Below are 26,621 nucleotides of genomic sequence, written 5' to 3' on the forward strand. Positions count from 1 at the left end.
AACAAATATATTAAAAGAACCTCTGCTTATATCAGTTCAAAAAAATCTCTTTTTCCGATTTTGATCTTTGTCTGTAGGAGCAATTCAATTTCCTGATCAGGATCTGTTATCTTGATATGATTAATCTGAATACCTCCGCTTTGGATCATTCTTCGGATGGCCGATTTGCTGAGGTCACTTTTAAGCTGACTGCACAATTCCACTGCTCTCATTCTATTTTCTTGAGATTGAAATAAGGCTAAAGAAATAGGTTTGTACACTTTCTCTTCAACGTTTTTATTTTGAAACTGATTGCTGAAAAATTCTTCTGCAAGGCCTGCCGCTGATTGATCATGGTATTGTGTAATGATATTTTTAGCGACTCTCTTTTTGATATCCATCGGATTTTCACCGTTTTCTAATTTTGATTTTAACTCTAACTTTTCTTCAGCAGTAAAATCAGAAGCGAGATCAATAAACTCATCGATAAGGCTGTCCGGAATGGACATCGTTTTTCCAAACATTTCATTCGGTTCATCCGTCAGACCGATCGTATTGTTCAAAGATTTACTCATTTTTTCCTTACCGTCAAGACCTTTCAGCAAAGGCATACACATCACCACCTGTGCGGACATCTGATGAACTTCCTGAAGCTGTCTTCCCATCGTGCAGTTGAAAAGCTGATCCGTTCCGCCCATCTCAATATCACATTCAATCTGGACAGAATCGAAGCCCTGAAGAATAGGGTATACGAGTTCATGCATCGCAATCGGAGTATTTTCCGTAAATCTTTTATTGAAGTCATTCCGGTGCATCAGCTGGGCTACCGTTACTTTTGACATCAGCTGGATCACTTCTGAAAAGCTGAGTGCATCCAGCCAGTCAGAATTAAAAACAATTTTCGTTTTTTCCACCTCAATGATCTTAGAAAGCTGATTGATGTAAGTTTGTGCATTGTGATGGACATCCTCAACACTCAAGGGCTTTCTGGCCTTGTTTTTTCCGGTCGGATCACCGATTCTGGCCGTAAAACTTCCAACGACAATCACAATCTGATGTCCCAGATCCTGAAACTGTTTCAGTTTTTTAAGCACGACGGCGTGTCCCAGATGCAGATCCGGAGCAGTAGGATCAAATCCCAGTTTGATTATTAATTTTCTGTTTTCCACTTCAGCCTGTTTAATTTTCTGTTCCAGACCTTTTTCCGGAAGAATGATGGCTGTGTTTTCTTGTAATGTACTGATCATAATGATTGGGTTTTAAAACAAAAAAAGCCCGGACAATGCTGTCCGGGCTCTCTATTGATATTAGATTATTCTTATTGAATTACAGATATAGAAAGTCTTCCCGAACGTTGATCCGGGGAGTAATACTCACTGAAAAAAGGAAGACGCAATATGCTGTTTAAATGTTTCATTGATAATGCAAGTATAAAAGCTTTTTAATGTTGGTCCAATATTTAAACCACTAAGACCCGCCGTAAAGTTCCATATCAGTTAAGATTTATAAAAAACTTACTGTTCTTTAACAGTTTATGAATCCCAATGGTTTAAAATAAAGGTTTCAAAACAATTTTACTTATCGCTTTTGCAGCTAATTCCATGCCATAAATCCCTTACAGGCAAAATAAAGAATAGTTATAAATAAACCGTATTTGATGATTTTTTTTGGTCAGCTTATAAGTTCTGAATAATAGAGGATCGACGGTCTGTTTTGCTGCTAATTTTTCCATTATTGATGAGTTTAAAGGTTAAAAACGGGTTGTGAATAGGTATTTCTGATCTGCTCTTTCCATATTTCCACTTCCTCAGGAGAAGCTTTATCAGCTTTATCAAAAAAGAAATGCTGAACGATTTCAAAACCGCTGTAGAGAAAAATTCCGTTGTCTGAAGTAAGGGTAAGTGCTTTATCCATTCCCATACGTTCATATTCCTCGTGAGATTTCCCGTGGGTATTGATAATGACTGCTTTTTTACATTTCAAAAGCCCTTTTTGTACCCCGTGGTCATAGCGGTAGGCAAAACCATAGCTGAAAACGCGGTCGATGTACCCTTTCATAATCGCAGGCATTCCCGTCCACCAAATAGGATAAATAAAAGTAATTTGTTCTGCCCATAAAATATAATGCTGTTCTGTTTTTATATCATCAGAAAGCTGTCCTGCCAACTGTGCCTGGATATCTTCCAGTGAAAAGACCGGATCAAAGCCAATTTTGTTCAGGTCTCTTATTTCTGTTTCGTGATTGTCTTTTTCCAGACTTTCGATAACGGTTTGAAGCAGATGGTTATTCAGGCTGTTTTCATTGGGATGGGCGTAAATGATTAAATGTCTCATCGTTTTATTGTTTAAATTAATAAGACAAATGTAGAGCAGCGGAAATGACAAAAATTGTAAGAAAACGAAGTGCAGTTAGTCTGATCCGGAACGGCAGATCTCCTTCTGGAACTTGATGTACTGGGAAGGAGAAATACTGATGAAATGTTTGAAATCATGGATAAGCTGGCTCTGGTCATAATAGCCACATTCATCAATAACAGTAAACCATTCTACTTTTTTGCCTCTTTCAAGTTCCTTTTCAATAAGGGTAATAGCCTTTAGAAAACGACTGTAGCGGGCAAGTTCTTTATAGGAATACCCGAATTGTTCTTTCTGCTTGAGCTGAATATTTCTTTCACTCTGATGGGTTTGTTCTGCAATAGTTTTAACAGGATTCAGGCTGAGGTTTTCGAAATTACTCAGCAATCGGCTTGTTTCATCCTGTTCCTGAACGTAAGGACGGCAGAATTCAAGAATATGATTGGTTTTTTCCTGTGACGACGGGAATTTTGAGAGCTGATGCCAGAGTTCCGTGAAACAGTTCTCCTTTAAAAGTTCATCCGGGTGAGTTCCCTGGTGGGAAATCATAGCTTTTCCAAAGAAACGGTAAAATGCATCGTTTTTGAAATTGGCGACCAGAATGGAACTTCCTGTTGGCAAGGTATAGTCAAAAGCTTGCCGTACCGGGCCTAAAACTACACATTGTTCCACTTCAACACTGGTGTTTTCCTGAGTGGTCATACAGGCGTTGGTTCCGAAGCAAAAAAGCATAATCGTCTGGTAGGAAGGAAGCAGGGTTTTGGTTACTGCACAGGAAGATTTGTTTTCTGCGAAATAAAAATGCGTAAAGACGGTTTCAAATTCTTGGGGAACTGATATTTTAAGCTGGTGATATTCCGGTTGTGATTCCTGCATGACAAAGATTTTTTATAAGTCAATGGTGAATTTTGCTTCACAAATTACTGGTGAATTAGTGGCGGATAATTAGATTCAAAATCCTCTAAAAACGCTTCATTTTCTTATCCCAAACTCAGATTAATTTAACTTTTTCTCCATTTTATAGTTGGTAAGACCGATTCCTTTTACATCAACAGTTTGTTCCCTGATCATTTTAAAACCCATCTTTTCAAAGAAAGGTTTTGCTGTTTTGCTTACATCAGCAGTCAATATTTTTTGTTTCCGGAGTATCGCTTCCTGTTCAATAAAGGTATACATTTTCAGGGCAATTCCCTGATGCTGAAAATCCTTGTGAACGAAAAGCAGATCAATATAATTTCCCCGGTCAAGGGTACAGAATCCAGCCATCTGTCCGTTGACTTTGGCTACAATGACAAATTGTTTGTCTATCACCTGCATCCATCTTTCCTCATTTTCACCTCCGGATTTCCAGGCATCGATCTGATCTGTGTCATAATCTTTTGTACATACAGCGGTGATGGTCTCTGTAAAAAGGCTGCGCATTTCCGGCAAGTCACTGATATTTCCTTTTCTGATGATCATGATTCAAGAATGTATTTTTCTTCATACAGTTTCTGCTGCTCCACGGTAAGTAAGGGATAAAAAAGATTCATCTGTATCAAAGCATAGTGTTTTACTGCCTCATCTTTGTTCATCTTAAAAGCAAGACTGTTGTGAATGATCCAGTTGTCTGCAATGATGAATATCTGTGTAGTAAGGCTTTTCAGGATAAAATCGGGAATATCATCTCTGAAAATATTGTTTTTCTGAAAACCTTTGAAAATAATCTGAAATTCATCCTTTCTGGTGATATTGATGGATTCATACTGTGATTCTATGACCGGGATATTTTTTAGGATATCAAAAAAGTTCATGAAAATAAAACGGAAAGAATAAAAAACATCATAGGTTGAAAAGGTAAAATGATACAGATCTTCCAGCGTTTTGTTTTCTATTTTCTGGAGATTATTTAGTAAAACGTCCATTTTTAGAATCAGTTCAGAAAAAAGGATCTTAATAATATCTTCTGAATATTTAAAATGATAATGAAGATTCCCCGCACTGATATTCAGATCCGCTGCAATATGTCTTGTTGTGATCGTATTGTAGCCTTTTTCATTAAATAACTCCAATGCTTTTGATAATATTTTATCCTTGGTTTTCATGCATCAAATATAAGAGACTTTAAATCATATTTCAAAATTAGAACAAATGTTCTAGTTTTTGATATATTTGCATTAGAAAATCAATCAGGATGGAAGGAAAAAAAATGTTCAATTACGAAACTGCTGAAAACAGATATTCCATAAAAGAAAAAAGGGTACAGGAAACCTTGGTGAAAATACTGCAGATCATTATCGGATTTATTATGGCAATCCTTCATATGTGATGAAAAATAAAATTTCATATTTGTTTTTGCTGGGACTGGCGGTCTGGGCTCTGATCATTTTTCTTAGAAAAAGCGGGATTTTTATTCCTGTGATCAGCCATCATTTGACTGATTTCATCACCGTTCCGATGTATACTTATCTTATAGAGTACCTGATGAATAAAGTCGGGGGATATCATTGGAAGCCTGATTTTAAATTTATTTTGACCTCTGTATTCTATTTGTCTATGCTTTTTGAAGTGGTGTGTCCTATGGTTTCTGAAAGGTTTACAGGTGATATCTTAGATATTGTGGCTTATCTGGTAGGAGGTGTGGTCTATTATTTTCTTAGAATCAAATTAGTGAACTTTTTCAAATGTGAGGATATGTAGAAAGCCCAATGTTTTTGAATAATTAATAATGAGCTGATCCTTTTGAAAATAATATTTAAATGAATAAAAAGCATCTCCTGAATCGAATTTTATTTCATCCGGTTCTGCACTATACTCAAAGGTTGAAATTTTTGCTGCAGTGTGAATTGAAAATGTAGTATAATTAAAATTTAGTGAACTGATCTTCTTTAAAGGAATATCAATGATTTCTTCATCCTGTAGATACCCGGCCATTATTTTATTTTCCAGGGAATTTGATAAGGGAATTGTTTTAAAACTGATCATATTCCAGTCTCCAAGTAATCTTTTCCTTTGCTTTTCAGTTTCTTCTGCCTGGAATATTGCTTTTTTTATATCACCAATTTGAAAATTATCCCGGAAAAAACTTCCGTAATACCCTTTTCCTTCCACTACGATTCTATTAGAATCGATCACCTTAATATGGAATAACGCCTTGCCACGATCATATAATTTTAAATCTCTTACTCTGAGATTTTTATTAAGTAAATATTGTTTACCCCAAAAGGTAGTACGTGCTGCATACCCATTCTGAAAATATAAAAATTCCCGCCAATGGTCATTTTCTTTAGTAACTAATGAATCTGAAAGCCATTCTCCGTTGAAAAAATTGGGCTTATATTCTTTTTCTTTAAAGCAAGAGACCAGCAGAAATCCTGTACATATCAGGAAACTGCCGGTCAGTATTTTTTGTAGCAGCATGGTCAAACTTATCTGCTTCTAAATTATAAAATAAAGTTTAATTTCCTCCGCCTGCTCTGCTGGATTCCTCGAACTTAACTTCCTTCGTAGCTCCCTTCACATTATTGTTTCCGAATTTATACGTTACAGAAAGATAAATATTTCGCGTGATCCCTTTGTTGAAATATTCTACATCATAATTCGGGTAATATTCTATCCCTTTGTTACGATTGGTATTCAGAAGATCATTGACATAAAGATTGATCAGAAGCTTCTTCTCCATCAGGTTCAGTTTCATTCCTGTATACACCGAAGCATTGGCATAATAATACGTATTTCCGTCCCTGTTCGGAAGATTGCTCCAAAGCCCAAGCATTAAAGTAAGCGTTTTGCTTTTATTCAGGAAGAAATTATTGTCAACATTAAAGTTGGCACTGTATCCTGCAGCAGCGGCTACTGCAGTAGGATCATAAGATTTTGTCTTGGCGTAGTATCCATTCACAAAAATATTGGATTCCATCCACTTCAGCTTGTTGTAATTATAACTGATATTGATTCCGGCCTGATCCTGATTGTAGAAGTTTTTAACGATGCTGTATTTTGACTTGCCTTCCACGACCTGAATTCTGTCCCAGTTGTCTTTATTGTAGTTATAATACAGAGTGACATTAAAATTATTATTCAAAACGTAGCCGAACTCAAAATTATCAGAGAACGAAGGCAGTAGATACGGATTCCCTGTACTGTATTCAAATTCCGAAACATAGAACTTAAACGGATTTAGGTTGCCAAAATAGGGACGTGAAATTCTTCTTGAATAGTTCAGTGAGAACGCATTATTTTCGTTGGGCTTATAGCTGATGTAAGCGGTCGGGAATAGTTTTCCATATTTAATTTTAGCCGAAGAATCATCGTTCATGGAAATTCCCTCCAGGGTAGTATATTCATAGCGAATTCCTGCTTTTGCGTCCAGTTTATCATTGATCTTAAAGCTGGCTGAGGCGTAGGCCGCATAATTCTGCTCGTTGTAGAAGAAAGTATTGGTTCTTTTCGTATTAAGAATATACTGATCATCTTCTATATTGAAAAAATTAAACTCTGAGTCGTTTTTGATCTTTGTATACTTCAAGCCGGCCTCTGTTTTAACCTTTCCAAAAGTTTTCTCCAGATCTGCCTGACCGGAATAGATCCTGTATTTACTGATTGGATTCGCAAAAGTAGAGACCTCATCAGAAGTAATGGTATTATAGAAATTTCTCGCATTGGAGTTGTTGAGCATCACATTCGCCGTCAGGCTCAGCTTACTTCCCGAAGAATCCAGTTTGACATCATAAAATGCCGATGCATTGTGAACTTTTCTGCGGTTTCTGTTGCTGTAATCCGAGAAAACATCCAGATAACCATCCTTATCAAAGATATTGGCCTTGCTTTCGCCCTGTTCCAATGGATTACTGAATGAATAATTGTAATTGATTCCTACCAGATTTTTGTCATTGATTTTATATTCTCCCTTTAGCCCACCGCCTTTATAACGGTAATTGTTGCTGCTGGTACTGTTGGTTTTCCAGTAATTGTTGTCTGTAGTTCCGGTAAGATAATTATAAGAACGGTTTTCCCAGTAATTGTCCCCTATAGAAAGGTTTCCGGTAACGGACAGTTTATCGCCCTGATAGTTAAAAGTAGTACCGCTTCGTGTAGAGGTTGCTGGTCTTCCGCCATAATAACTTCCTGAAGTCTGTAGGGAACCATTCCAGCCCAGATTTGTATTTTTCTTCAGGATAATATTAATCAGGCCGCTTTTTCCTTCTGCTTCGTATTTTGCAGGGGGTGTTGTAATCACTTCTATTTTAAGAATATCATCAGAACGGATCGTTTTCAGATAGTTGATAAGTTCCTGTCCGTTCAGGTTCAGCAGTCTGTCGTTGATCATCACAGCGACATTACTTTTTCCGGCAATACTGATGGCATCATCTGTAGCGCGTACCATGGGAGTCTTGGCAAGAGCTTCCACAGCATCAATTCCCTGAGAAGCTACAGAATTTTCTACATTGAAAACCAACCGGTCTACTTTTCTTTCAAACAGTTTTTTCCTTGCGGTTAGTGTTACCCCTTCTATTTTTTTCTCTACATGGACTTCTTTGAGCTTAATATTTTTTTTTGAATTTCCTTTTACCGTTATATTTTCGCTATTGGTTTTTACACCGTCTCTGATAATTTCAAGAATATAGTTTCCGTCTTCTTTTAATGGAATTTTAAACATTCCGTTCTCATCCGTGATTGCAGAAAATTTTGTGTCTGCTTTGATGATCAGTACCTCGGTTTCAGGTGCGGGTTTGTTTTGCAGGTCGGTGACAGTTCCTTCAATGCTTTGTGCAAAAAAATAAGAGGATGAGACAAGGCTTAAAAGAAGAATGATCTTTCGGTTCATGATTCGCTTTTTATACATAACACCTCATCATGCGGTGACATTACATAAACAGGTGAAAAAATATTTAAACAGGTTGTCATCACATCAGTTTCTCTTTTGTTTAAGTTTGTAAGATATTCGAAAAATATTCTATCATGCATGACGATCACAGATACCACTGCTTTAGCCGCCAAACTTTATCCCGAACTGAATTTGAAAGTGCCTAATTCTGTTCCTAAAGTAGTGTTATACGCCATTGCAGGGATGATGGAACTGACAGCTAAACTCAATGGAAAACCTCCTTTGCTGACCAGAAAAGATATTGCGATGTTTTCCGGACTGCAGCAGAATTTTGACATTTCCAAAGCCCGGAACGAATTGGGATTCAATCCTAAAGCTCCTGAGCTGGCGGTAAAGGAAGCATTGGATTATCTGATGAAGAATAAAAGTATTACAGGGGCTTGAAAAAGCCTCTTTTATGAAATATGAAGCTTGATGACAGATCCTTTATAGTATTTCGTAAGATCGTAAAGTTCCCCGAAATAATGCTGCAGATCAAGATTATTATATTCAGAACCTTTTGTACGGAACTGATCTTCTGCAAGAGCATACAAAGCGGGATAATCCTTTTTTAAATAATGGGAAAGGACAGTACAGCTTCCTTTTTTTTCCAGCGCGATGTCCGTAAAAAACAGACCATACACCAGAAACTGGTTGAAGTGCCGGGCATCCACCATAAAATCCAGATTCTGTTTAGAATAATTTTCATAATCCGAAAGAAGATCCTGAAACGATTGTACATTTTCTTTTTTCGGAATTTCATAGAAAACATCAATTCCATGAATGAAAAGCTGGGTTCTGGCTTCTTCACTGTCCTTGGGATAGGCATTGGTAAACCAGGTAAAAAGACTAGTAAGTTCTTCTTTGGAAAGCTGGTCTATGGAATCTTTGACTTTATTTTTAATGATTTCAAGACTTACCTTAGCATCATCATGAAGAAATCTGATGATTTCTTCCTCTTCACGGCATAGCTTATTATACAAATTGATTTTAGCAATATTCGGATTGGTTTTGATGAAATACAGTTCTTCTGCCATTGCTTTGTACCACATGATCTTTTTTTGTAATGTGGTAACTAAAGATACGAAATATGTAGGCATTATAACTGAAAATGTTATGCAGCCAATGATTAATTATTTTTTAAGGGTTTCATGAAGAGCTATTCTGTTCCCTTCGGAGTCTTCAAATTCAGCGACCGCAAATCCGTACTGTTCATTGATCTTTTTTGGATAAAGGATCTTTCCGCCGTTCTTCAGCACTCTGGTCAGGGATTCTTCGATACTTTCTGTTTTAAAATAAATAATAACACCATCCTTTGTCGGTTGGTATACATCCCCTTTGGCCAGAGCTCCCGTGATCCCACTTTTTTTTTCTTCAAATGGAAATAGCAACATTTCATAACCATCAACATTCTCCTGTTCAAAACGGAAATTAAAAACAGAAGTATAAAACTGCTCGGCACGTTTCATATCAGTGACTGGAATTTCAAAGTAGACGACCGGATTGGATTGTTGCATCATTTCTTTTTTGGACTGACTGCAAGGTACTAATATGAGGAGTAAAAATAAATAGGGAAGCAATATTTTGATAGGGTTCTTACTTGTTTTTTGGATCGAATAAACTAAACGATTCTTCATTTAATTAAAAAATAGATAGACTTATCTATTTTTAGCGTAGATTTGTAAAAATTTTCGTGATGAAAAAAGAAAAGGTAAAGGAAAGAATTATCAGGGTAGCTTCAGATTTGTTTTACAGACAGGGTTTCAATTCCACCGGAATTAATCAGATTATTGCTGAAGCGGATATTGCCATAGGATCGCTGTACAATCATTTCACTTCGAAAAATGATCTTCTTCAGGCATACCTCATCAAGGAAGAGTTGGAATGGTTCAAGGGTTTTGAAGACCATACCGCACAAATTTCTGAACCCAAAAATAAAATCCTCTCTTTGATAGATTACCGTAAAAAATTACAGAAATCCTCAAAGTTTGCAGGCTGTCATTTCATTAAGATTATTGCTGAATTGGGAGACAGCAGTCCGGTTGTTTCTGATTTTGCAAAAAAGCATAAGGGTAAGCAGAAAGAAATGATCAGAACACTGGTGGGCGGATATGCAGAGAATAAAAAAGACCTGAATGCTGATTTAATCACAGAAAGTATCTTCCTGCTGATAGAGGGAGCGGTAGTGACTTCCACAATTGATAAAAATACCGATTCTTTTAACGCTATTCAACAAATAATTGAGGCCCAGTTGCCTTAAATTTTTTTCTTAATTATAAATAGATATATCTATATAAAAATGAATTCTAAAAATCTGAAATTGATGGTGATATTGTCCGGTCAGCTCCTGACGATTATGGATATTTTCATCATCAATGTATCCATTCCATCTATTCAGCGTGATCTTCATGCTTCCCATGGAGAAATGCAACTGATGATTGCATCTTACCTGATTGGTTTTGCTTCATTTCTTATTACAGGCGGAAGGTTAGGGGATATGTACGGACGAAAAAAGATCTTTATGATCGGGCTGGTATTTTTTATGTTGAGTTCAGTAGCTTGCGGAGTTTCATCCGGTGCAGCTCTGCTTGTCATCTCTCGGTTTATTCAGGGGATCAGTGCGGCGCTTATGTCTCCGCAGGTCCTTTCGATGATACAGATTTTATTTGCAGGTCATGAAGAAAGAACGAAAGCTATGGGTTGGTACGGAATAACAATTGGTCTGGGCACTATTTTGGGACAGTTTCTTGGCGGTTACTTTTCCTCAATGACGCTGATAGAAGAATCCTGGAGACTGATTTTTCTGATCAATATTCCGGTCTGTCTGCTGGCTTTATGGTTTAGCAATGCCATCTTGACTGAATCTAAAACTAATGCTGAGAAAAGTACCTTTGATTTCTTTGGCGTCATTATTTTAGCTTCGGGACTTTTCTGTTTTACTTATGCGCTTACCCTGTCTGAACATCAGGGAATTCAGATCGGGAGTATAGTATTGCTTATATTTTCGATTGTTATTTTACTCTTTTTTGTCGCCATTCAAAAGATGAGGTTAAAACGGGGGAAATCTTATCTGATTGATTTCACCTTATTCAGCTACAAAAATTTTAATCTGGGAATTCTGGCAGTTTCCTTTTTCTTCATCATGCTGGATTCTTACTTCTATATCCTGTCATTATTTTTCCAGGACGGGCTGCAGATAGGTTCGCTGAATGCAGGAGAAATTATTGTTTTTCAGGGAGTCGGTTTTATCCTGGCTTCTTTGTTTTCAGCGAAATTTATTTTAAGATATGGTAAAAAGTTTTTAGTGACCGGACTGGTCCTGATCATGACTGTTCTTATTTTGCAGATTCTTCTATTTGACAGGGAAACCCCTTTTTTCATTCTTTGTCTGCTCCTGTTTTTTCATGGATTGGGGGTCGGTTCTATTATTCCGTCACTGGCTACCATTGCGCTGTCCGGACTTCCACAAAAACTTGCAGGAAATGCTTCCGGAGTGTATAATACTTTTCAGCAGGTGGCTGCGATCTTAGGAATTATTGTGGTAGGCAGTGTTTTCTATTATTTCCTTGGATTAAAACCTTCGCTGCAGGACTATCATGCGGCTTTCTCAGCAGCTTTGGTCATCAATATGGTTTGTCTGTTTATGGTTTTATTTTCGATTCTAAAAGTTTCTGAAAGTATACTTCCTTCGGGAAAACGAAAAACCTTTCAGCCTTAATTATTTTAAATACTGCTCTATTATGGTTTCTAAATTTTCCTGTCCGCCCAGTTCTCTTGAAATAATCTTTCCGTTGCGGTCCACAAGTATAAAGAGTGGATAACCCGCAGCGTTGAGCTTTCTGGGAAATTCTTTATTGATGTCGAAATAATTTTTCCAGAGAACTTTATTTTCTTTGAATATTTTATGCCCCAGATCGATTCTCTGCTGGGTTCTGTCGTCTGCAATGCTGATGAAATTCACGCCTTTATCTTTGTATTTCTCGTACATTTTAACAAGTTCAGGGAGTTCCTGAATACACGGTTTGCATGCAGTAGACCAATAGTCGACGAGCGTGATTTTATAATCTGCGAATCCTGCTTTTGTGATTTTACCTTCAGAACCAAAATTTATTTCCGGGAAACTTCCTCCTACGTCAGTTGAATTTTCCAGCGAAAGAATCTTTTCGAAGTTTTTAAAACAGGATGAAGTTTTTACCTTGTTTGAAAATAACGGAAGATTATTGAGATAAATTTTATAGAAACCGTATTTTGAAAGATCATTGACGATTTCCCAAAAAGCAGGGTATGATCCGGGATGTTTTTTGATATAGGCTTGAAGGAGTTTCCCTTTGCTTTCTATATCTGCAGGATCATTTTTTTCGAATGGTTTCAGTTTTCCGTCTGCCTCCAATAAATATTCTTTCAACGTATTATAGTCATTATTGACTGACGCATCTCCCGACAAAACCAATGATAAGTCCTGATCATTAATCTTGATTTTTAAAAGACCTTCTTCAATAAAAAACAGTTTTGACTGACTGAAACTTTTGGCGTCTTCCTTTGGTGCCAGGAACATCATAGGCAAAGGACAGGGAATTGTCCCACTGATTGTATTTTGAGGTTGAATTCTTATGAGGGCTCCTTTGGCGTTTGCGATTGAGGATACACTTTTATCAGGTTGAACGTTCAGGTTGTAAAGCGACAGGATATTTCTGGAGCTGGAAGGAGGAACTAAAAGCAGAGAATCTTTTTCAAATGCGGGAGCTGTCAATTCAATCGTAAACTGTTTCTGTGGAAATACAAAACTGCTGATCAGCAATAATAAGATTTGGGAAGTCTTTTTCATATTAATTTTGGACAGTAAATATACTAATTCATCATTCTGAGGACAAACTTATGTTGTTTTTCTGATCAGTACACTGGCGTAAAACTTATGGATAAGATCGTATTGATTCTCTTATTTGTTTTAAAAATATCTAATAATTGTAGCTACGCTCTATTTTGGTGATAATAAAGTCCTCAGGTGACAGAAACAAGTAAGAGATATTGTAGTAAACATAGCCGTATAGGAATACAAAATCAATTTTAAATTCATATCGGCTAAGACCCGTAATTTCAATATGATTGATGATATAATTCACTTCATCTTTGCCCATGTCATGATTATGAACAATCATAGGATCAACCGCCATTCTTGTCTGAGAAAGGATCTTCTTCTGATGGTCCAGATAAAAATCAATCAACTGCCGGAGATCGTTTTCAAAGTCCATGGTTTCAGAATATTCCCGGTAAAAAAGGTCTTCAAATATGAAAACGGGAATTTTACTTTGTACTCCGTGATGATCCGTGATATACTCATGGCTTTGCCAGTTTTCTGTACTTTGTTGAAATTCAATAATCCTTCCTTTGGGTGTTGTAATCTTCATTTATTTGATTATTTTTTTACCGACTGCAACGTAATTTTTGCGATGTTTCTTGTGATCTCCGTCGGTGAATGACAATCACAGTTACTGAATCCTATAACGTAAATATCTTCAGAAGGAATATACACCCCCATACTTTTAAACCCGAAAATACTTCCGCCATGTTCCCTGTCCGGAGTTCCGTTGATATCTTTAAGGTGCCATCCGTAACCATAGGTAAATTCTTCGCCACTGTTCAGCTTATATTTCTGAAAAGCTTTTTTTGTTTCAGCTGTATTGAGGAGGATATTCCGGTTTAAAGCCTGCTGCCATTTCAGCATATCGTCTACTGTAGACATCAGGGAACCGGAGGAGAAAGGAACACTGAAACTGATTACGGTTTTATTGACAAATCCATGGTCTTTCCGATGATAGCCGTAAGCTCTTTTAGGAATAAGCTGTCGGTCGGTAGCATAGTAAGAATGACTCATACCTGCTTTTTCGAAAATATTCTTTTTAATAAAATCTTCATAGGTCTGCCCTGAAACCAGTTCAATAATATAGCCTAATACGACATATCCCGAGTTATTATAGTCAAATTTTTCTCCGGGAGCAAAATCTACAGGTTCGTTTTTAAAGAAATCAACCATCATTTCGGGCTTCATTTCTTTCTGTGCAATCGTGGATAAAGTTTTCATTTTTGTAAAATCTTTAATTCCGGAAGTGTGGGTCAGCAGATGATGGATGGTGATTTTGTCACCGGAAGGGTAGTCTTTGATATACTTTGAAATGGGATCACCTACATTTAATTTCCCCTGCTGTTCAAGCATCAAAATCGTTACAGCAGTAAATTGCTTGGTCATGGATCCGATCTGGAAAACATGGTCTGGGGTCATGTTGGCATCCAGCTCCAGATTGGCTTTTCCAAAAGCTTTGCGATAAATGGTCTTTCCGTTTTTTGATACCATAAATGCGCCACCGGGTTCATTTTGATTGCCAAATCCGGTAAGGATAAGACTGTCTATTTTCTTTTCATAGGTCTGAGCCTTCGTATTTTCACAAAAGAATAACAGAAATAGAAATGCTGTTAAAAGTTTTTTGGTCGTCATTATTATTAATTTGTAATACAAAGATATAATTAATTGCTATTACTATGTTATACTTTATAGTGATTGATAAAAAAAATGACCGATTTGATCATTTTATTATTTTTGGTAGAGCATAACAGCCCCATTTTATCTTTGATTTTCTTTCATAGCTCTGATCAGTTTATCATTGCGACGGTCCGCTCTTGCGTTGTTTAAAGATAAAACAGCCCAGATAGCAGCAGGAAGCCAGCCGATGACTGTAATTTGTAAAATTAAACAGATGATTCCGGTTAAAATTTTCCCTCTGAACATGAAAGACAGGAAGGGCAGTAGGATGGCTAGTAACATGATTATATTTTGATTTTTATAGTTTTAACATCATTTAGAGTCTGTTTTTTCCTGAGCGACGACGTCTTCGTAATTTTCAGGTTCATTTTCTAACGGAACAGGATGGAAATTATTTCCTTTTTTTGTGTAGACTTTTGCCCGGTAAGGGTATTTTTCAATGCTGTTGGTGATGGACTGAAATAAATCTGCTTTGGAGAACCATACTGTTCCGCATTCACCACATCCCCAGAAGGGTTTTGAATCATCGACATAAGAAAGCAGCCCGTAACAGCTATTGCATGGACATCTCAGACCGTCTTCATCTGCTGTTTTTTTTGGAATGGGTTGCTCCATCGTCATCGGATTCAATGAAAAACTGCTGTAACAGGAAAGGCATTCCAGCATGATAAAGCGCATCCCTTTTTTCTGTGAATCAGAGATGAACGTCGTTTGATCCGGGGATGCTGTAAATGTTTCTTTACATTGATCACACGTAATATTCATGATGAGCTTTTTTGGCTTATTTTATTCTAAATGATGTAGGTTTCTGAAATTACGCTCTATTATTTTTCTGCTGAGATTAACAGCATCATGGGACGGCGTAATTCATCCTTCATTTCATCAAATTCTTTCAACAGGTCTTCACTGGGTTCCGGCTCTGTGATTTCATTGATTTTAAATCCCAGTTTTAACAAGGTATTCAGGTAAGTTGTCAATGTTCGATGGTATTTTATGACATTTTCTCCTAAAAATGTAGTGTCCCTTTTTCCTTCTGTGAAATAATGATCAACCGGCCAATATAATTTTTCTTTATTTTCATCATACACCCAATCCTGCGTTCCTTGTGCTGTAAAAACGGGATGTTCAACAGAAAATATGAAATGTCCTTGAGGTTGAAGCCAATTGTAAATGTTTTGAGCCATGGCATCAAATGATTCTATATAATGAAAAGTCAGAGAGCTCAGGATCATATCAAATTTTCCCGAAGGATAATGGAGGTCTTCAAGCGCTTCCTGTACATATTCAATACCCTCAAGTTGGTTGATCTCTTTGGCTTTTTCAAGCATCTTTGCTGAAAGATCTGCTCCGATAACAGATTTTGCTCCGTGTTCTATAGCATAACGGCAATGCCAGCCGAAACCGCATCCCAGATCAAGAATATTTTTTCCTTTAAAATCTGGCAGCATTTTTTTCAGCGCAGGCCATTCACCGGCCCCTTCCAATCCTTTTTGGGAACGAAGCATTTTTTCATACTGTTCGAAAAAGGATGAATTATCGTATTTATTTTCTTTCATAGGATTTGCCAAACATTGATTGATGTTCTGATAACAGGGCTCGAACCTGTGTCCTCCCGGTCCAAGAGCCGGGTGCTCTGCCACTGAGCTATATCAGAAGTTGGATAGGTGCAGGGCTCGAACCTGCGTCAACCCGGGTGAAGAGCCGGGAATTCTACCACTGAACTAACCTATCCTTACGGTATTATTTTTCAGATCTTGCCTGAGAAATATTTATTTTTTCTTAAAACCGAAGCCAGGAACGGATTGGAAACGGTAACTCCGTGTACAAGCTCTGGGGTAGGTTTAAATGGGCTTACCTGATGAGTCCGCGGGGCAATCCAGCCTGATTTTTCAGGATCAATATCTGCTTTTCTGCAAGCCTCAACAATCATTTTTTTATTGCAGAATTCTTTTTCCTGAAAGACTTCCCAGGGCAAAGGTAATCTATTCCAGACTTCTGTATTGGGATCCAGTTTTCCGCCGCCTGACAGATGCCATGCAATGACATCGGCCGCCATCAGTCGCATGACTTTTCCAAAACTGATATCTTCAAGAATATATTCCATTCCCAAAGCATAAATCAGGTTCATCCAGTTGTCTCTTGCTTTGTTCCAGGCTCCTGCAGTATTATTCCATGTTGTAGAGTCGTTGCCCGCTTTTACAGCCATTGTTTTCCTGTTGATGTCGTTTTGATCCCAGAGTTCTCCAAGAAACGCTGCAATCTCCTGAAGGATATCGGTCCATCTGCCCAGCAGAGCTCCTTTCTGTTCATCGGTCAGATGTTGCAAAACTTCCTCGCTGGTGTAGATATAGGAGACCGCAAGCCAATTGGTTTTTTCCGGAGTTTCTTTGCATCGGTTGAACAGGACCTCACATATTTCATCAAACGGTCTTTCCTGACTTTGATTGGTAAAGGTATTTCTAAGGCCGCTTCTCGCATTGAAATAGGCAATGAAACATGCTGTATTGAGATCTTCAGTGAAATCTTCCGGATGAATCGTGTGTGAAAGTCCGTGTTTTGCAATTTTCTGAAATTCAATCTTTTGAGATTCATGAATAAATTGGGACAGTCTTTTTTCAATTCGTTTTAAAAGACGCCATTTTTTGTTGTAATTTCTTTTGGAAAGATCCAGTCCGGCTTCTTTTCTTTGAATTTTATTAAGTCTGTCCGATCTGAAATCATTCTGTCCTACAGATTTTTGAATCAGAGGTGATATTTGATTTAAAAAGGCTTCAATATTTTCAGCATTGTTATAATCTGTTTTTTCTCCTTCACTGATTCTGAAAATTTCAATCGCTTTATGAATTTGTTTTTCTGCGCCGATGGCCTGGCCGAACGTTTCCAGCATTGAAGTGTACCCAAACACACTTCTTTTCAGAGAACCCTGAGCGGCTTTCTCCAAAATGGTGTGTTCATGTTTAGAAATCTTATCTTCTAATAACTCAATAATCATTTCCGCGACGTCTTCCGGACGTCTGCGTTGGTCTAATGTTTTATAAAGTTCTTCAACGGTTGTCATAATACGATCAAAATTATCAAAAAATAATGATTAGACTAGGTATGTGGTTGATTTTTTCAGCATTGATCAGGATCATTTTCTACTTGTGCTTCTTCTTCAATGACCACAGAAAAATAGCTCCGATAATTCCTAAAAAGATCAGAATAAATCCGACCAGACCCGTAACAGCATCATAAAATAATGACCCCTGAAAATAAAATAAATCTGCGGATAAAAACAGTTTACTTTTTTCAGGATGGTGAGGATGGGTGAGAATAAGATAATCCTTTTTCTGTATTTTCTCTGAAACTGATTTTGAAAATTCGTTGACCAGCTCCTGACTTTTTTTCCCGTTCCAAAAGGGATAATATCTGTACAAAGCTTCAAGCTCTGAATTTTTATACGTTGTTCCGTTAAACTGATATTCGTAGTCAACTGTAACGTAGGAGTTTCCTTTTCGTTTGTAACCGTTGTCCCAGGAAGTAAATGGTTGTATCATTTGGGCATTCACCGGTTTCCAATCTGGATGAGACCATTTAAATTCCAGGATTTTCAGAAACGGAGAAAGAGATAATAAAGTAATTAAAGCAAGATAAACCACCCCTGTTGCAATCAGGGAATTACTGACCACTTTTTTAAAATCATTTCTGAAATTCCGGAAGCTCTTAAAATTAGTGACAATTACGAGAAATAAAGCATAAAAAAAATACCTTACAGGGTTTTCTATAAAGACAACAAACAGTATTCCTCCTCCAGCTACGACTATTCCTAAAACCGTAAAAAAAGTGTCTGATATTTTTTTGAATTTTTCAGTCATAGGAATTGGTCTTTTATTTTAGTTTCGTCCTGCGGATAATATCAAAATTAAATAATCCGTTAGATAATTCCAATTCCAGAAAGTCAGCTTTATCTATTTTAGCTTTCATATTTCGATTAAATTCTATTCTCTTTGTATTATTTTTTTCTGTTTTAATAATTACAGCAGGCGTTTTTTTGCCACGATTGTATTTGGGCCCCAGAATTTCAGTTTTTCTCATAATTTGATAGGTTTTATTTTCAGTAGCTTCTTCAGCGAAGTAATAATTGGAACCTAAAAATAATACCGTGGAATAACTACCAACAACAAATAGGCAAAAGATAAAATTATTGATATGATTCCATGGACTGATCTCTTTCAATTTACTTTTAAAGAGTATGAAAATCAAAACCCCTACCATGTAAAAAAGGACAATAATTTTGACGGAAACAATGGTTTCTTCAAATAACTTAAGATTCACTAAATTCAGTAAAAGTGCACTGAACAAGACGGTATTAAAAACAATTGATTTTCGGGTTATCTTCACTTATATTGATGGTATGAATATTCTGTTTAAGTAGATGAGTACTTTCTGATCTTTACACAGGAAGCACTTTTAATTTTCACTTTTCTCCCGGTTTTTTTTAACAAACCGGTTTTTGCATCCCGTTTGAATACAACAATAGTTCCACTCCCGCCGTTGGCTATAATTAAAAACTTTCCGGACTCATCGATGTCAAATACTCTTGCGTGTTTCCCCAAAATCGACTGGTATCCGACATTTTTTAACGTTCCGTCTTCAAGAATGGAGAAAATGGCGATATTATTTTCAACACCACGATTAGAGGCATATAAAAAGCGCCCGTCCGGCGAAATGTGAATGTCCGAACTTTCAAAGTTGTCTTTGTACTCGTCTGTATGTGTATTGATTCTTTGAATACTTTTCAAATTAGAGTTTTCATATTGGTAAGTATTGACCGTTCCGGATAATTCCTCGATACAATACGCAAATTTTCCATTGGGGTGGAAGGTAAAATGCCTTGGTCCACCCCCTAAAGTGGTGGGAATATACGGGGGTTGAGCTGCCTGCATAGGTTCTGCTTTATCAGTGTCAAACGTATAAGATCTTATTTTATCTGCTCCGAGATCCGGTAAGAATAGATGAGTAAAGTCAGGTGAAAAAACTGCGGCATGAACATGCGATCTGTCCTGCCTGTCTTCATTGATACTTCCTTCCGAAAACTGAAAATTCTGTACCGCAGGATGTAGGGTTCCATCTTCAGAAAAAGGATATACGGAAGCACTTCCTTCTGTATAATTGGCATTCACCACCCATTTGCCATTTTGATGAACCGTGACATAGACCGGATTTTCACCACCACTTTTCTGACTGTTTATAAAAGTAAGCGTCTCATCTTTCGGGTTGAATTTAAAACTGCTCACACTTCCTGCATTGGGCGTTTTACTTTCTGTACAGGCCAATACATATTTTCCATTGGGCGATAAAGTAAGAAATGAGGGGTTTAAAATTCCTTTAACCGATGTTACCTTGGATAATTTACCTTTGACAGTATCCAGCTTATAAACGTAAATTCCTTCGGTGTTTTTATCACGGTTGAATGATCCAAAAAAGACGTAGGTATTTTGTGAATATCCATTGATACAGATTAAAATCAGAGCGATAAGGCTTATTAGTTTCTTCAATTTAATTTAATTTTTAGAGTGTGGCAGATCGAATGTTATTGGATAAGGGCTTATTTGTTTTACTGTTCTGTTGTATAATCTTCTTCTTCCAATGAGGGCAGCCAGTGTGTCAAATCTGAAAAACGCATGATGTGGAAACAATCATAACCTCCTAAAAGTTTTTTTTCGGTAGTCAAAAGTAACGTTACCTTTTTGGGAAAGCATCCGAATTTTGCTTCATATAGGGAGAGCCCTTCAAAAAAATTATTGAGGATATACGGAGTCTGGCGACTTCCATCACCATATTTCAAGACGGAATTGATGATTTTCACCATCATTGAAAAATGGAGTTGAGATAGATCATTCTGATCAAGCCGCTTGTAGGCGTAGGCCATTTCTTTGTGGGCGGTGATGTTGTTGGGGCTTTGAATAAGTATTTTTTTTGCGGTTTCAATAGCCTCAGAATAGTTTTTTTTCTCGTTGAGCTGATAAGCCTTATTGGCTAAACTGTCCAGATCCTTTGGATGTATTGCATTTGTATATATTTTGTATTGGGTAAGGCTGATGATTTGTTCCTCAGACAAAAGGGTATCCAGTTTTGCTATTTGAGTTTCAATATTTTTGAAATAATAAATGGAATTTTTATCGGTGGACTCCTTTACGGATATCCTGAATTTTGGAATGGTATTTTTGGGAGTTTCCGCTTTATTATTGCTTTTAGCTTTAACTTCTATTACTTTAGCTGCAGAGTTTCCATTGGCTTTAAAATCTTTTACTTCCTGAGGAGCTGGTGGTGATGGGGGAGCCTGTCCATAGCTCAGGTTGAATAGAAATAGAATAAAAGGGAGGACGTAATTTTTTGTCATGTTTGCAGATTGTATTGTAGTCGCTGTAGCTGTGGTTGTTTCTCTGTTTTTATATTATTCAATTTCGATTTTATGGTACGCCATCCAGCGTTTCAGATTTCCAATCATTCTTTTTAAATGGTCTTCATTCAGGAAAATATTCGTCCAGTACTCAAATCTGTCACATTGAATACTGATGTAATAATTCATGATGGCTAAACAGGCGAAAGGTAAAAAATCTTTTTCTTCTTTGCTTATTTCACTGATTGTTTCGTACCCTTTTAAAAAGCTTTCTGCTTTGATCTGATAGTCGTTTTCATTGATGTTGGTGGAAAATAACTGATATAAAAAGTAGGAAATGTCAAGACATAAAAAGCCGTTTCCACAAAAATCGAAGTCAAAAAAAGTTACCTCTTTTTCATGATCAATATGCATATTGTCAAACCAAACGTCAAGATGTATGGCTCCGTATCTCATGGGTTGCCGGTCTGCATTGTCAAATTTTTCAGTTAAAAAATGGGATAGTTTTTCTAAAAAAAGAAGGTCATCCGTCGTGCTTTTGAAAAACATTTTGGTTCTTAAAAGAGAATCTGAAAGTAAACTCTGGGTATTGTAGGTGATTCTGTGGAGTGCAAAATTCTCTGTCGACTGGTGAACTTTTGCTAATGCCTGACCTATGACAAAACTGGCCTGGCTTGAAAATTTTGCAGTCTTTGTTCCCTTTGCATACGAAAATAATACCCCGAATCTTTTTCCCTCGGGCGCGTTTATTTCCTGTATATATTGATTGGATTGGTCTGCAATGGGATAGGCTACGGATCCGCCATTTTCTTTTAAATGAGTTAAAAGTCTTAATTCTTCTTCTATTTCTGATGATGTTCTCCAGTCAAAAGTGTACACCCGGAACACATATTTTTCTTCTCCATCTGTAACGATATAAAGATGGTTCATGGCAGCCCGGAATAACTTACATTCGGTAAGGTTACTCAGATGATATTGTTGTTGAATAAGAGTGCTTAGTCCTTTTGGTGAAAGGGTACTGTGGATTACCGGAAATTTCTCTGTCATTAGTGTTTTCTGTTGTTATAGTTTCGATAGTAAAAAAGCTGCTTTGAGCAGCTTTTTTACTGCTGTGAAATTACAAAAAACAAAATTAAATCAGTGAGTTTTCAATTCAGATTTTTGTTCCGTTTTTTGATGGGGTTTTCTTGTATTTGACAATTAATGTTTCTAAAGATTTGAATCGTTATGATTGATGAAATGTTTTCCCCTGTAAAAAATTCTTATTCCATTATTTTCAGACTCCGGTGATCAGAAATATGATATGAGTGAGGATATGGGCAATCATGGCTGACTCAAGTCCTTTTTTCCAGTATAGCCATCCGAATATAATTCCACCCACTGAATTTCCTAAAATAATATAGAGGATGAGACTAAAAGAAGGATTTTCAACCAAACCATTCACGATCGGTAAATGCCCAAGCCCGAATAACAGGGATGAAAGTAAAATTCCAACCCAATAAATCATCGCATTTTTGGTCTTGAAAATCCAGTGAAATAGCCACACGAAAAGAGTCATTAATCCAAAACGTATGACGATTTCTTCAGTTATTCCTCCATAAAGAAATCTGTTTAATAGGTTAGGCTTAAAGTTTTTTAACGCTTGGGGAATGTCAGAATTAAAGATCCATGAAATAAAAGATAATAACGATCCACTTAGTATTCCTCCAAGAAGTCCAAATTTCAATATATTTTTATAATCAACAGAAACTTTACTCTTTCGGGTTAAATATTCAAAGACAGGCAGTTTAAATCCAACCTTATCATAAGCTAAAGTTCCAATGACTGTAAAAATAATCAATAAAATAGTAGGGTTAAGCAGGACCAGCAATTTGAACTGAAAGGGAGTGAAGACCTCTGCCATGTCAGTTTTTAGTTTCTCTATAATGGGAATCTCCATGGTTAAAAGAGATAAAATTCCTAGAAAACCTAGTGTGAAAAGTAAAAGTCCCAGTTTTATCTTGTAGGGTGGTTTCATAAATGTTTGTCTGTAATGGATGAGTGCTTGAATAGAGTAAATTCAATTGAAGAACCCCAGATTATTATGTACTATATTTCAAAAAGAAGCTACCTTTCAGTAGCTCCTTTGATTAAGTCATTTAATGTTTGATCTGTTTCTATCAGCTTTCCTTGCGGAATCTGATGGTGGAGATAAGTAAAAAGTAAATGGGCTATCCAATTGTTTTCACCACCGTGAACATAACAGGAACAAATAAGATCAATATCATCAGAAATATAGGCAGATAAGTCAGATGACTTGGTAATTCCGAAGGTGAGCATAAACATTTCCTTTCGGATCTCATCAATGGTAGTCTTTATTTCAGGACCCATTATTTTCTGTTCGAAAGATTGATACGCCTGCGTCCATGCGTTTGAAAATTCCGCCTCATCCCGGTTATCTAAAATAAGATCAATATCTTCATGACCAATAGTACTAAGGGTTATTTCTAATGATTGTCTAAAAATAATTCCTAGCTGATTCAATTCCTGTATCATCGTCGTATCCCGCTATTTTATCCAAACGCTCTCTTCAGCAAGCTCTCCACTTTCGGCTCACTTCCCCTGAAACTTTTATATAACTCCATCGGGTCTTTTGTTCCGCCTGAAGAAAGAAGAACTTTATATTTTGCAGCAGTTTCCGGATTGAAAATTCCGGTTTCCTTAAAATACTGGAACGCATCTGCATCCAGAACTTCAGCCCATTTGTAAGAATAGTAACCCGCAGAGTATCCACCCTGGAAAATATGAGAGAAACTAGGACTCATCGCTGTTTCCGGATTGGTAGGATAAAGCGTTGTTGCCTTCGTGTACTTATCCTCAAACGCTTTCACGCTTTCACCTTCCAGTTCTGCCACCTTTGTATGGTAGCTCATATCCAGAAGTCCGAAACCAAGCTGTCTCATCGTTTGGTAACCTTCCATAAAGTTTTTGGACTGCTCGATCTTTTCGATCTTTTCATCAGGAAGTATTTCCCCGGTTTTATAATGTTTGGCAAATGTCTTTAAAAATTCAGGTTCGTAGCAGAAATTCTCCAGAAACTGGGAAGGAAGTTCCACAAAATCCCACTTCACAGAAGTTCCGGAAAGACTTGGATATTGTGTATCGGCCATCATTCCGTGAAGGGCATGTCCGAATTCATGGAATAAAGTGGTTACTTCCTGGAAAGTCAGTAAACTAGGAGTGTCTTTTGTTGGTTTGCTGAAATTACAAACGATAGAAATATGCGGACGGGAGTTTTCACCGTCTTTTTTATACTGATTTTTATAGCTCGTCATCCAGGCTCCGGCTCTTTTGCCTTTTCTTGGGAAATAATCTACATAGAGCAAAGCTTTGAACTTTTCTTCAGCTTGCACACTTCCAGCCTCAGAAACTTCATACACCTTCACCTCCTCATGGTATTTTTCAATATCATTTCTTTCCTTAAAGTGAAGTCCAAAAAGTTTTCCGGCCAGTCCGAAAACAGCATCCTGTACCTGATCCAATGGGAAATAAGGCTTCAGTTCCTCATCATTGAAATCATATTTCTGTTTGCGGAGCTTTTCAGCATAGAAAGTATGGTCATAGCCCTGTAGTTCCTCAATTCCGTCAGCTTTAGCTAGAGATCTTAATTCCTCAATCTCCTGGTCTGCATAAGGTTTCGCTTTCGTTAAAAGTTCATTTAAAAAATCAAAAACTTTCACCGGAGATTTGGCCATTCTTTCTTCCAGAACATAATCTGCATAGTTTTGATAGCCTAATAATTCTGCTTTTTGCTGTTTTAATTGAAGAAGTTCCTTAATCAGTTCCTGATTGTCAAATTCTCCTCCGTCAAACGATTTTTTACCGCTTGCCAAAGCAATTTCCTTTCTCAGTTCCCGGTTTTCAGCATAGGTCATGAACGGAATATAGCTTGGATACTGCAAAGTAACCACCCAGCCTTCAAGTTCCCTTTCTTTCGCTTCCTCCGCATATTGGTCGAGAATAGCCTCCGGAATTCCTGCCAGATCTTCCTTATTCGTGATCTGTTTGAAATAAGCATTGGTAGATGCTAAAACATTCTGTCCGAACTGCAGTGACTTTAAAGACAGATCCATATTGATCTTCTGTAGTTTTTCTTTATCCGCTTCATTCAGCAGAGCACCGCTTCTTACAAAACCTTTGTACGTTTCGTTCAAAAGCATGTTCTGCTCCTCATTAAGATGATATTGTTCTTTTTCGTCGTATACTTTTTTGATCTTATTGAAAAGAGGTTCGTTTTGAGAGATCTTTGAAGAATATTCAGTTAAAAGCGGAGAAATTTCCTGAGCCAGCTTTTGAATTTCATCACTTGTTTCCGCAGAATTCAAATTGAAAAAGATATTGGAAACCACATCCAGCTGTTCTCCCGAATAGGCCAAAGCTTCAATGACATTTTCAAAAGTGGGTGCCTCGGAATTGCTGACAATGTCATTAATTTCATCTTCAGATTTTTTGATCAGTTCCTTAAATGCAGGAAGAAAATCTTCATTTTTAATATCATTGAAAGGTGCTGAGTGATATGGTGTCGTAAATTTCTCTGTTAAAATATTCATTGTTCGATTTTTAGGTAAGGTAAATTTAATGATTCATTGGGAATCACAGCTGAAATGCACAAAAATAATGCCCCGATATCAGGATGTGACAAAAATGCTTTATCTTTAATAATCTTGTCATATGAAAAGAGACGAAAAGGGTGGAATGACTAATTTTGAAAACAATAAATCATAAAATACTGACCATTGACAGGGCTCCTGTTTCTCAGTTTTTAAGGTGAAAAAATAAAACAAGTAACACAAAATATCAAAACTATGAAAACACTCTTAAAAATTCTTGGCGTAATCATCCTTTTAGTTGTTGTATACGCAGTGATAGCCATGCTGGCTTTCAGTAAGAATTATCACTTTGAAAAATCAGTAGTCATCAATGCTCCGACAGAAAAAGTTTGGCAGCACTTAGGTTCATTAAAAGAATACAATGTATGGGATCCATTTTCAAAAGCCGATAAAGATATTGTCATCACCTATTCCGGAACTGGTGATAAAGTTGGAGATTCCTACCACTGGAAAGGCAATGATAAAGTAGGAGAGGGTGAGCAGTCCATTACCGAAATTGTACCCAATGATAAACTGGTAACTCAACTTCATTTTATCAAACCTTTTGAAGGTAACGCTGTTGCAAAATTTGTTTTGACACCTGAAGGAAACGGAACAAAAGTGACCTGGTCAATAGACAATGAATTGAATACGGTGATGAAAATCATGAAACCCATGATGGATATGAATATGAAAACCATGTTTGACCAGGGACTGGGAGACCTTAAGAAAATCTCTGAAAAATAAAGAAATATAAGCCTTGTAGAAGTGCAAGGCTTTTTTATGTCCTATTTTTTAAGAACCCAAAAAATCTGTTTAATTCATACCATCAATAGTAACCCATTTTAGGACTCCACATTATCAGTTTTTTTAGGAAATTCTTACTTGTTTTTATCG

Annotated in this window: 30 protein-coding genes and 2 tRNA genes; 6 read left to right on the forward strand and 26 right to left on the reverse strand. The window is 36.9% G+C overall.

Going from position 1 to position 26,621, the window contains the following annotated elements:
* Positions 1 to 26 precede the first annotated feature (26 nt).
* The 5 genes from tyrS to EG346_RS11380 form a co-directional block, all read right to left on the reverse strand.
* Positions 27 to 1,226: a tyrosine--tRNA ligase gene (gene tyrS, locus EG346_RS11360; protein WP_123878714.1), complete on the reverse strand. Its 1,200-nt coding sequence runs from the start codon at positions 1,224 to 1,226 to the stop codon at positions 27 to 29.
* A gap of 496 nt (positions 1,227 to 1,722) precedes the next feature.
* Entirely contained in the window at positions 1,723 to 2,313 is a 591-nt protein-coding gene (locus tag EG346_RS11365) for an NAD(P)H-dependent oxidoreductase (protein WP_123878716.1), read from the reverse strand.
* Positions 2,314 to 2,388: 75 nt separating this feature from the next.
* Positions 2,389 to 3,210, reverse strand: a complete 822-nt coding sequence (locus tag EG346_RS11370) for a helix-turn-helix domain-containing protein (RefSeq protein ID WP_123878718.1) — start codon at positions 3,208 to 3,210, stop codon at positions 2,389 to 2,391.
* Between the two features lie 120 nt (positions 3,211 to 3,330).
* Entirely contained in the window at positions 3,331 to 3,795 is a 465-nt protein-coding gene (locus tag EG346_RS11375; RefSeq protein WP_123878720.1) for a GNAT family N-acetyltransferase, read from the reverse strand.
* Entirely contained in the window at positions 3,792 to 4,418 is a 627-nt protein-coding gene (locus EG346_RS11380; protein ID WP_123878722.1) for a TetR/AcrR family transcriptional regulator, read from the reverse strand. The genes EG346_RS11375 and EG346_RS11380 overlap by 4 nt, the downstream gene beginning before the upstream one ends.
* 89 nt (positions 4,419 to 4,507) lie before the next feature.
* Between EG346_RS11380 and EG346_RS25350 the strand changes: the two genes are divergently transcribed.
* Entirely contained in the window at positions 4,508 to 4,642 is a 135-nt protein-coding gene (locus EG346_RS25350; protein ID WP_262511530.1) for a hypothetical protein, read from the forward strand.
* The gene (locus EG346_RS11385; protein ID WP_123878724.1) at positions 4,642 to 5,013 is read left to right on the forward strand and encodes a hypothetical protein; all 372 of its coding nucleotides are present in this window, start codon (positions 4,642 to 4,644) and stop codon (positions 5,011 to 5,013) included. The genes EG346_RS25350 and EG346_RS11385 overlap by 1 nt, the downstream gene beginning before the upstream one ends.
* On the opposite strand, the gene EG346_RS11390 is transcribed toward EG346_RS11385, so the two are convergent.
* Positions 4,981 to 5,733 carry a hypothetical protein gene (locus EG346_RS11390; protein WP_073335163.1) on the reverse strand — a complete coding sequence of 251 codons (753 nt, stop codon included), beginning with the start codon at positions 5,731 to 5,733 and terminating at the stop codon, positions 4,981 to 4,983. The two genes, EG346_RS11385 and EG346_RS11390, sit on opposite strands and share 33 nt — an antisense overlap.
* A gap of 37 nt (positions 5,734 to 5,770) precedes the next feature.
* Positions 5,771 to 8,140: an outer membrane beta-barrel family protein gene (locus EG346_RS11395; protein ID WP_123878726.1), complete on the reverse strand. Its 2,370-nt coding sequence runs from the start codon at positions 8,138 to 8,140 to the stop codon at positions 5,771 to 5,773.
* Positions 8,141 to 8,278: 138 nt separating this feature from the next.
* Between EG346_RS11395 and EG346_RS11400 the strand changes: the two genes are divergently transcribed.
* Positions 8,279 to 8,584: a Rossmann-fold NAD(P)-binding domain-containing protein gene (locus EG346_RS11400; RefSeq protein WP_228425814.1), complete on the forward strand. Its 306-nt coding sequence runs from the start codon at positions 8,279 to 8,281 to the stop codon at positions 8,582 to 8,584.
* An 11-nt stretch (positions 8,585 to 8,595) separates the two neighbouring features.
* Here EG346_RS11400 and EG346_RS11405 read toward each other — a convergent pair whose 3' ends face one another.
* Together EG346_RS11405 and EG346_RS11410 are read right to left on the reverse strand one after the other, a co-directional pair.
* Entirely contained in the window at positions 8,596 to 9,279 is a 684-nt protein-coding gene (locus EG346_RS11405) for a hypothetical protein (protein ID WP_228425816.1), read from the reverse strand.
* A gap of 33 nt (positions 9,280 to 9,312) precedes the next feature.
* Positions 9,313 to 9,699: a VOC family protein gene (locus tag EG346_RS11410; RefSeq protein ID WP_228429386.1), complete on the reverse strand. Its 387-nt coding sequence runs from the start codon at positions 9,697 to 9,699 to the stop codon at positions 9,313 to 9,315.
* 176 nt (positions 9,700 to 9,875) lie between these two features.
* On the opposite strand from EG346_RS11410, the gene EG346_RS11415 reads away from it, so the two are divergent.
* On the forward strand, positions 9,876 to 10,439 hold the full coding sequence (locus tag EG346_RS11415; RefSeq protein WP_123878728.1) for a TetR/AcrR family transcriptional regulator: 564 nt from the start codon (positions 9,876 to 9,878) through the stop codon (positions 10,437 to 10,439).
* A 39-nt stretch (positions 10,440 to 10,478) separates the two neighbouring features.
* Positions 10,479 to 11,897: an MFS transporter gene (locus tag EG346_RS11420; RefSeq protein WP_123878730.1), complete on the forward strand. Its 1,419-nt coding sequence runs from the start codon at positions 10,479 to 10,481 to the stop codon at positions 11,895 to 11,897.
* Here EG346_RS11420 and EG346_RS11425 read toward each other — a convergent pair whose 3' ends face one another.
* From EG346_RS11425 to EG346_RS11505, 17 genes are all read right to left on the reverse strand, one after another.
* Positions 11,898 to 13,004 carry a TlpA family protein disulfide reductase gene (locus tag EG346_RS11425; protein ID WP_123878732.1) on the reverse strand — a complete coding sequence of 369 codons (1,107 nt, stop codon included), beginning with the start codon at positions 13,002 to 13,004 and terminating at the stop codon, positions 11,898 to 11,900.
* A 130-nt stretch (positions 13,005 to 13,134) separates the two neighbouring features.
* On the reverse strand, positions 13,135 to 13,584 hold the full coding sequence (locus tag EG346_RS11430; RefSeq protein ID WP_123878734.1) for a hypothetical protein: 450 nt from the start codon (positions 13,582 to 13,584) through the stop codon (positions 13,135 to 13,137).
* A gap of 8 nt (positions 13,585 to 13,592) precedes the next feature.
* Positions 13,593 to 14,669: a serine hydrolase domain-containing protein gene (locus EG346_RS11435; protein ID WP_123878736.1), complete on the reverse strand. Its 1,077-nt coding sequence runs from the start codon at positions 14,667 to 14,669 to the stop codon at positions 13,593 to 13,595.
* 126 nt (positions 14,670 to 14,795) lie between these two features.
* Positions 14,796 to 14,996, reverse strand: a complete 201-nt coding sequence (locus EG346_RS11440; RefSeq protein WP_228423788.1) for a YqaE/Pmp3 family membrane protein — start codon at positions 14,994 to 14,996, stop codon at positions 14,796 to 14,798.
* Between the two features lie 30 nt (positions 14,997 to 15,026).
* Positions 15,027 to 15,479 carry a hypothetical protein gene (locus EG346_RS11445; protein ID WP_123878738.1) on the reverse strand — a complete coding sequence of 151 codons (453 nt, stop codon included), beginning with the start codon at positions 15,477 to 15,479 and terminating at the stop codon, positions 15,027 to 15,029.
* A gap of 59 nt (positions 15,480 to 15,538) precedes the next feature.
* Positions 15,539 to 16,270, reverse strand: coding sequence for a class I SAM-dependent methyltransferase (locus tag EG346_RS11450; RefSeq protein ID WP_123878740.1), 732 nt, complete (start codon positions 16,268 to 16,270; stop codon positions 15,539 to 15,541).
* Positions 16,271 to 16,295: 25 nt separating this feature from the next.
* Positions 16,296 to 16,368 (reverse strand) — tRNA-Lys (locus EG346_RS11455).
* Between the two features lie 3 nt (positions 16,369 to 16,371).
* Positions 16,372 to 16,446 (reverse strand) — tRNA-Lys (locus tag EG346_RS11460).
* A 15-nt stretch (positions 16,447 to 16,461) separates the two neighbouring features.
* Entirely contained in the window at positions 16,462 to 17,772 is a 1,311-nt protein-coding gene (locus tag EG346_RS11465; RefSeq protein ID WP_123878742.1) for a hypothetical protein, read from the reverse strand.
* Between the two features lie 79 nt (positions 17,773 to 17,851).
* Positions 17,852 to 18,568 carry a hypothetical protein gene (locus tag EG346_RS11470; protein ID WP_123878744.1) on the reverse strand — a complete coding sequence of 239 codons (717 nt, stop codon included), beginning with the start codon at positions 18,566 to 18,568 and terminating at the stop codon, positions 17,852 to 17,854.
* A gap of 13 nt (positions 18,569 to 18,581) precedes the next feature.
* Positions 18,582 to 18,788 carry a hypothetical protein gene (locus tag EG346_RS11475; RefSeq protein ID WP_123878746.1) on the reverse strand — a complete coding sequence of 69 codons (207 nt, stop codon included), beginning with the start codon at positions 18,786 to 18,788 and terminating at the stop codon, positions 18,582 to 18,584.
* A gap of 332 nt (positions 18,789 to 19,120) precedes the next feature.
* Positions 19,121 to 20,251 carry a lactonase family protein gene (locus tag EG346_RS11480; protein WP_317126644.1) on the reverse strand — a complete coding sequence of 377 codons (1,131 nt, stop codon included), beginning with the start codon at positions 20,249 to 20,251 and terminating at the stop codon, positions 19,121 to 19,123.
* Positions 20,252 to 20,310: 59 nt separating this feature from the next.
* Positions 20,311 to 21,096, reverse strand: a complete 786-nt coding sequence (locus tag EG346_RS11485; protein WP_123878750.1) for a DUF4919 domain-containing protein — start codon at positions 21,094 to 21,096, stop codon at positions 20,311 to 20,313.
* A 54-nt stretch (positions 21,097 to 21,150) separates the two neighbouring features.
* The gene (locus EG346_RS11490; RefSeq protein WP_123878752.1) at positions 21,151 to 22,143 is read right to left on the reverse strand and encodes a phosphotransferase; all 993 of its coding nucleotides are present in this window, start codon (positions 22,141 to 22,143) and stop codon (positions 21,151 to 21,153) included.
* A 229-nt stretch (positions 22,144 to 22,372) separates the two neighbouring features.
* Positions 22,373 to 23,113 carry a CPBP family glutamic-type intramembrane protease gene (locus EG346_RS11495; protein WP_123878754.1) on the reverse strand — a complete coding sequence of 247 codons (741 nt, stop codon included), beginning with the start codon at positions 23,111 to 23,113 and terminating at the stop codon, positions 22,373 to 22,375.
* A gap of 89 nt (positions 23,114 to 23,202) precedes the next feature.
* Complete coding sequence (locus EG346_RS11500) at positions 23,203 to 23,631, reverse strand: immunity protein PIM1 family protein (protein ID WP_073335147.1); 429 nt, start codon at positions 23,629 to 23,631, stop codon at positions 23,203 to 23,205.
* Between the two features lie 17 nt (positions 23,632 to 23,648).
* Positions 23,649 to 25,685: a M3 family metallopeptidase gene (locus EG346_RS11505; RefSeq protein ID WP_123878756.1), complete on the reverse strand. Its 2,037-nt coding sequence runs from the start codon at positions 25,683 to 25,685 to the stop codon at positions 23,649 to 23,651.
* A gap of 255 nt (positions 25,686 to 25,940) precedes the next feature.
* On the opposite strand from EG346_RS11505, the gene EG346_RS11510 reads away from it, so the two are divergent.
* Positions 25,941 to 26,471 (forward strand): SRPBCC family protein, encoded by a 531-nt coding sequence (locus tag EG346_RS11510; protein WP_123878758.1) that lies wholly within the window; start codon positions 25,941 to 25,943, stop codon positions 26,469 to 26,471.
* Positions 26,472 to 26,621 lie beyond the last annotated feature (150 nt).

This window comes from Chryseobacterium carnipullorum (assembly GCF_003815695.1).
Lineage (GTDB): Bacteria > Bacteroidota > Bacteroidia > Flavobacteriales > Weeksellaceae > Chryseobacterium > Chryseobacterium carnipullorum.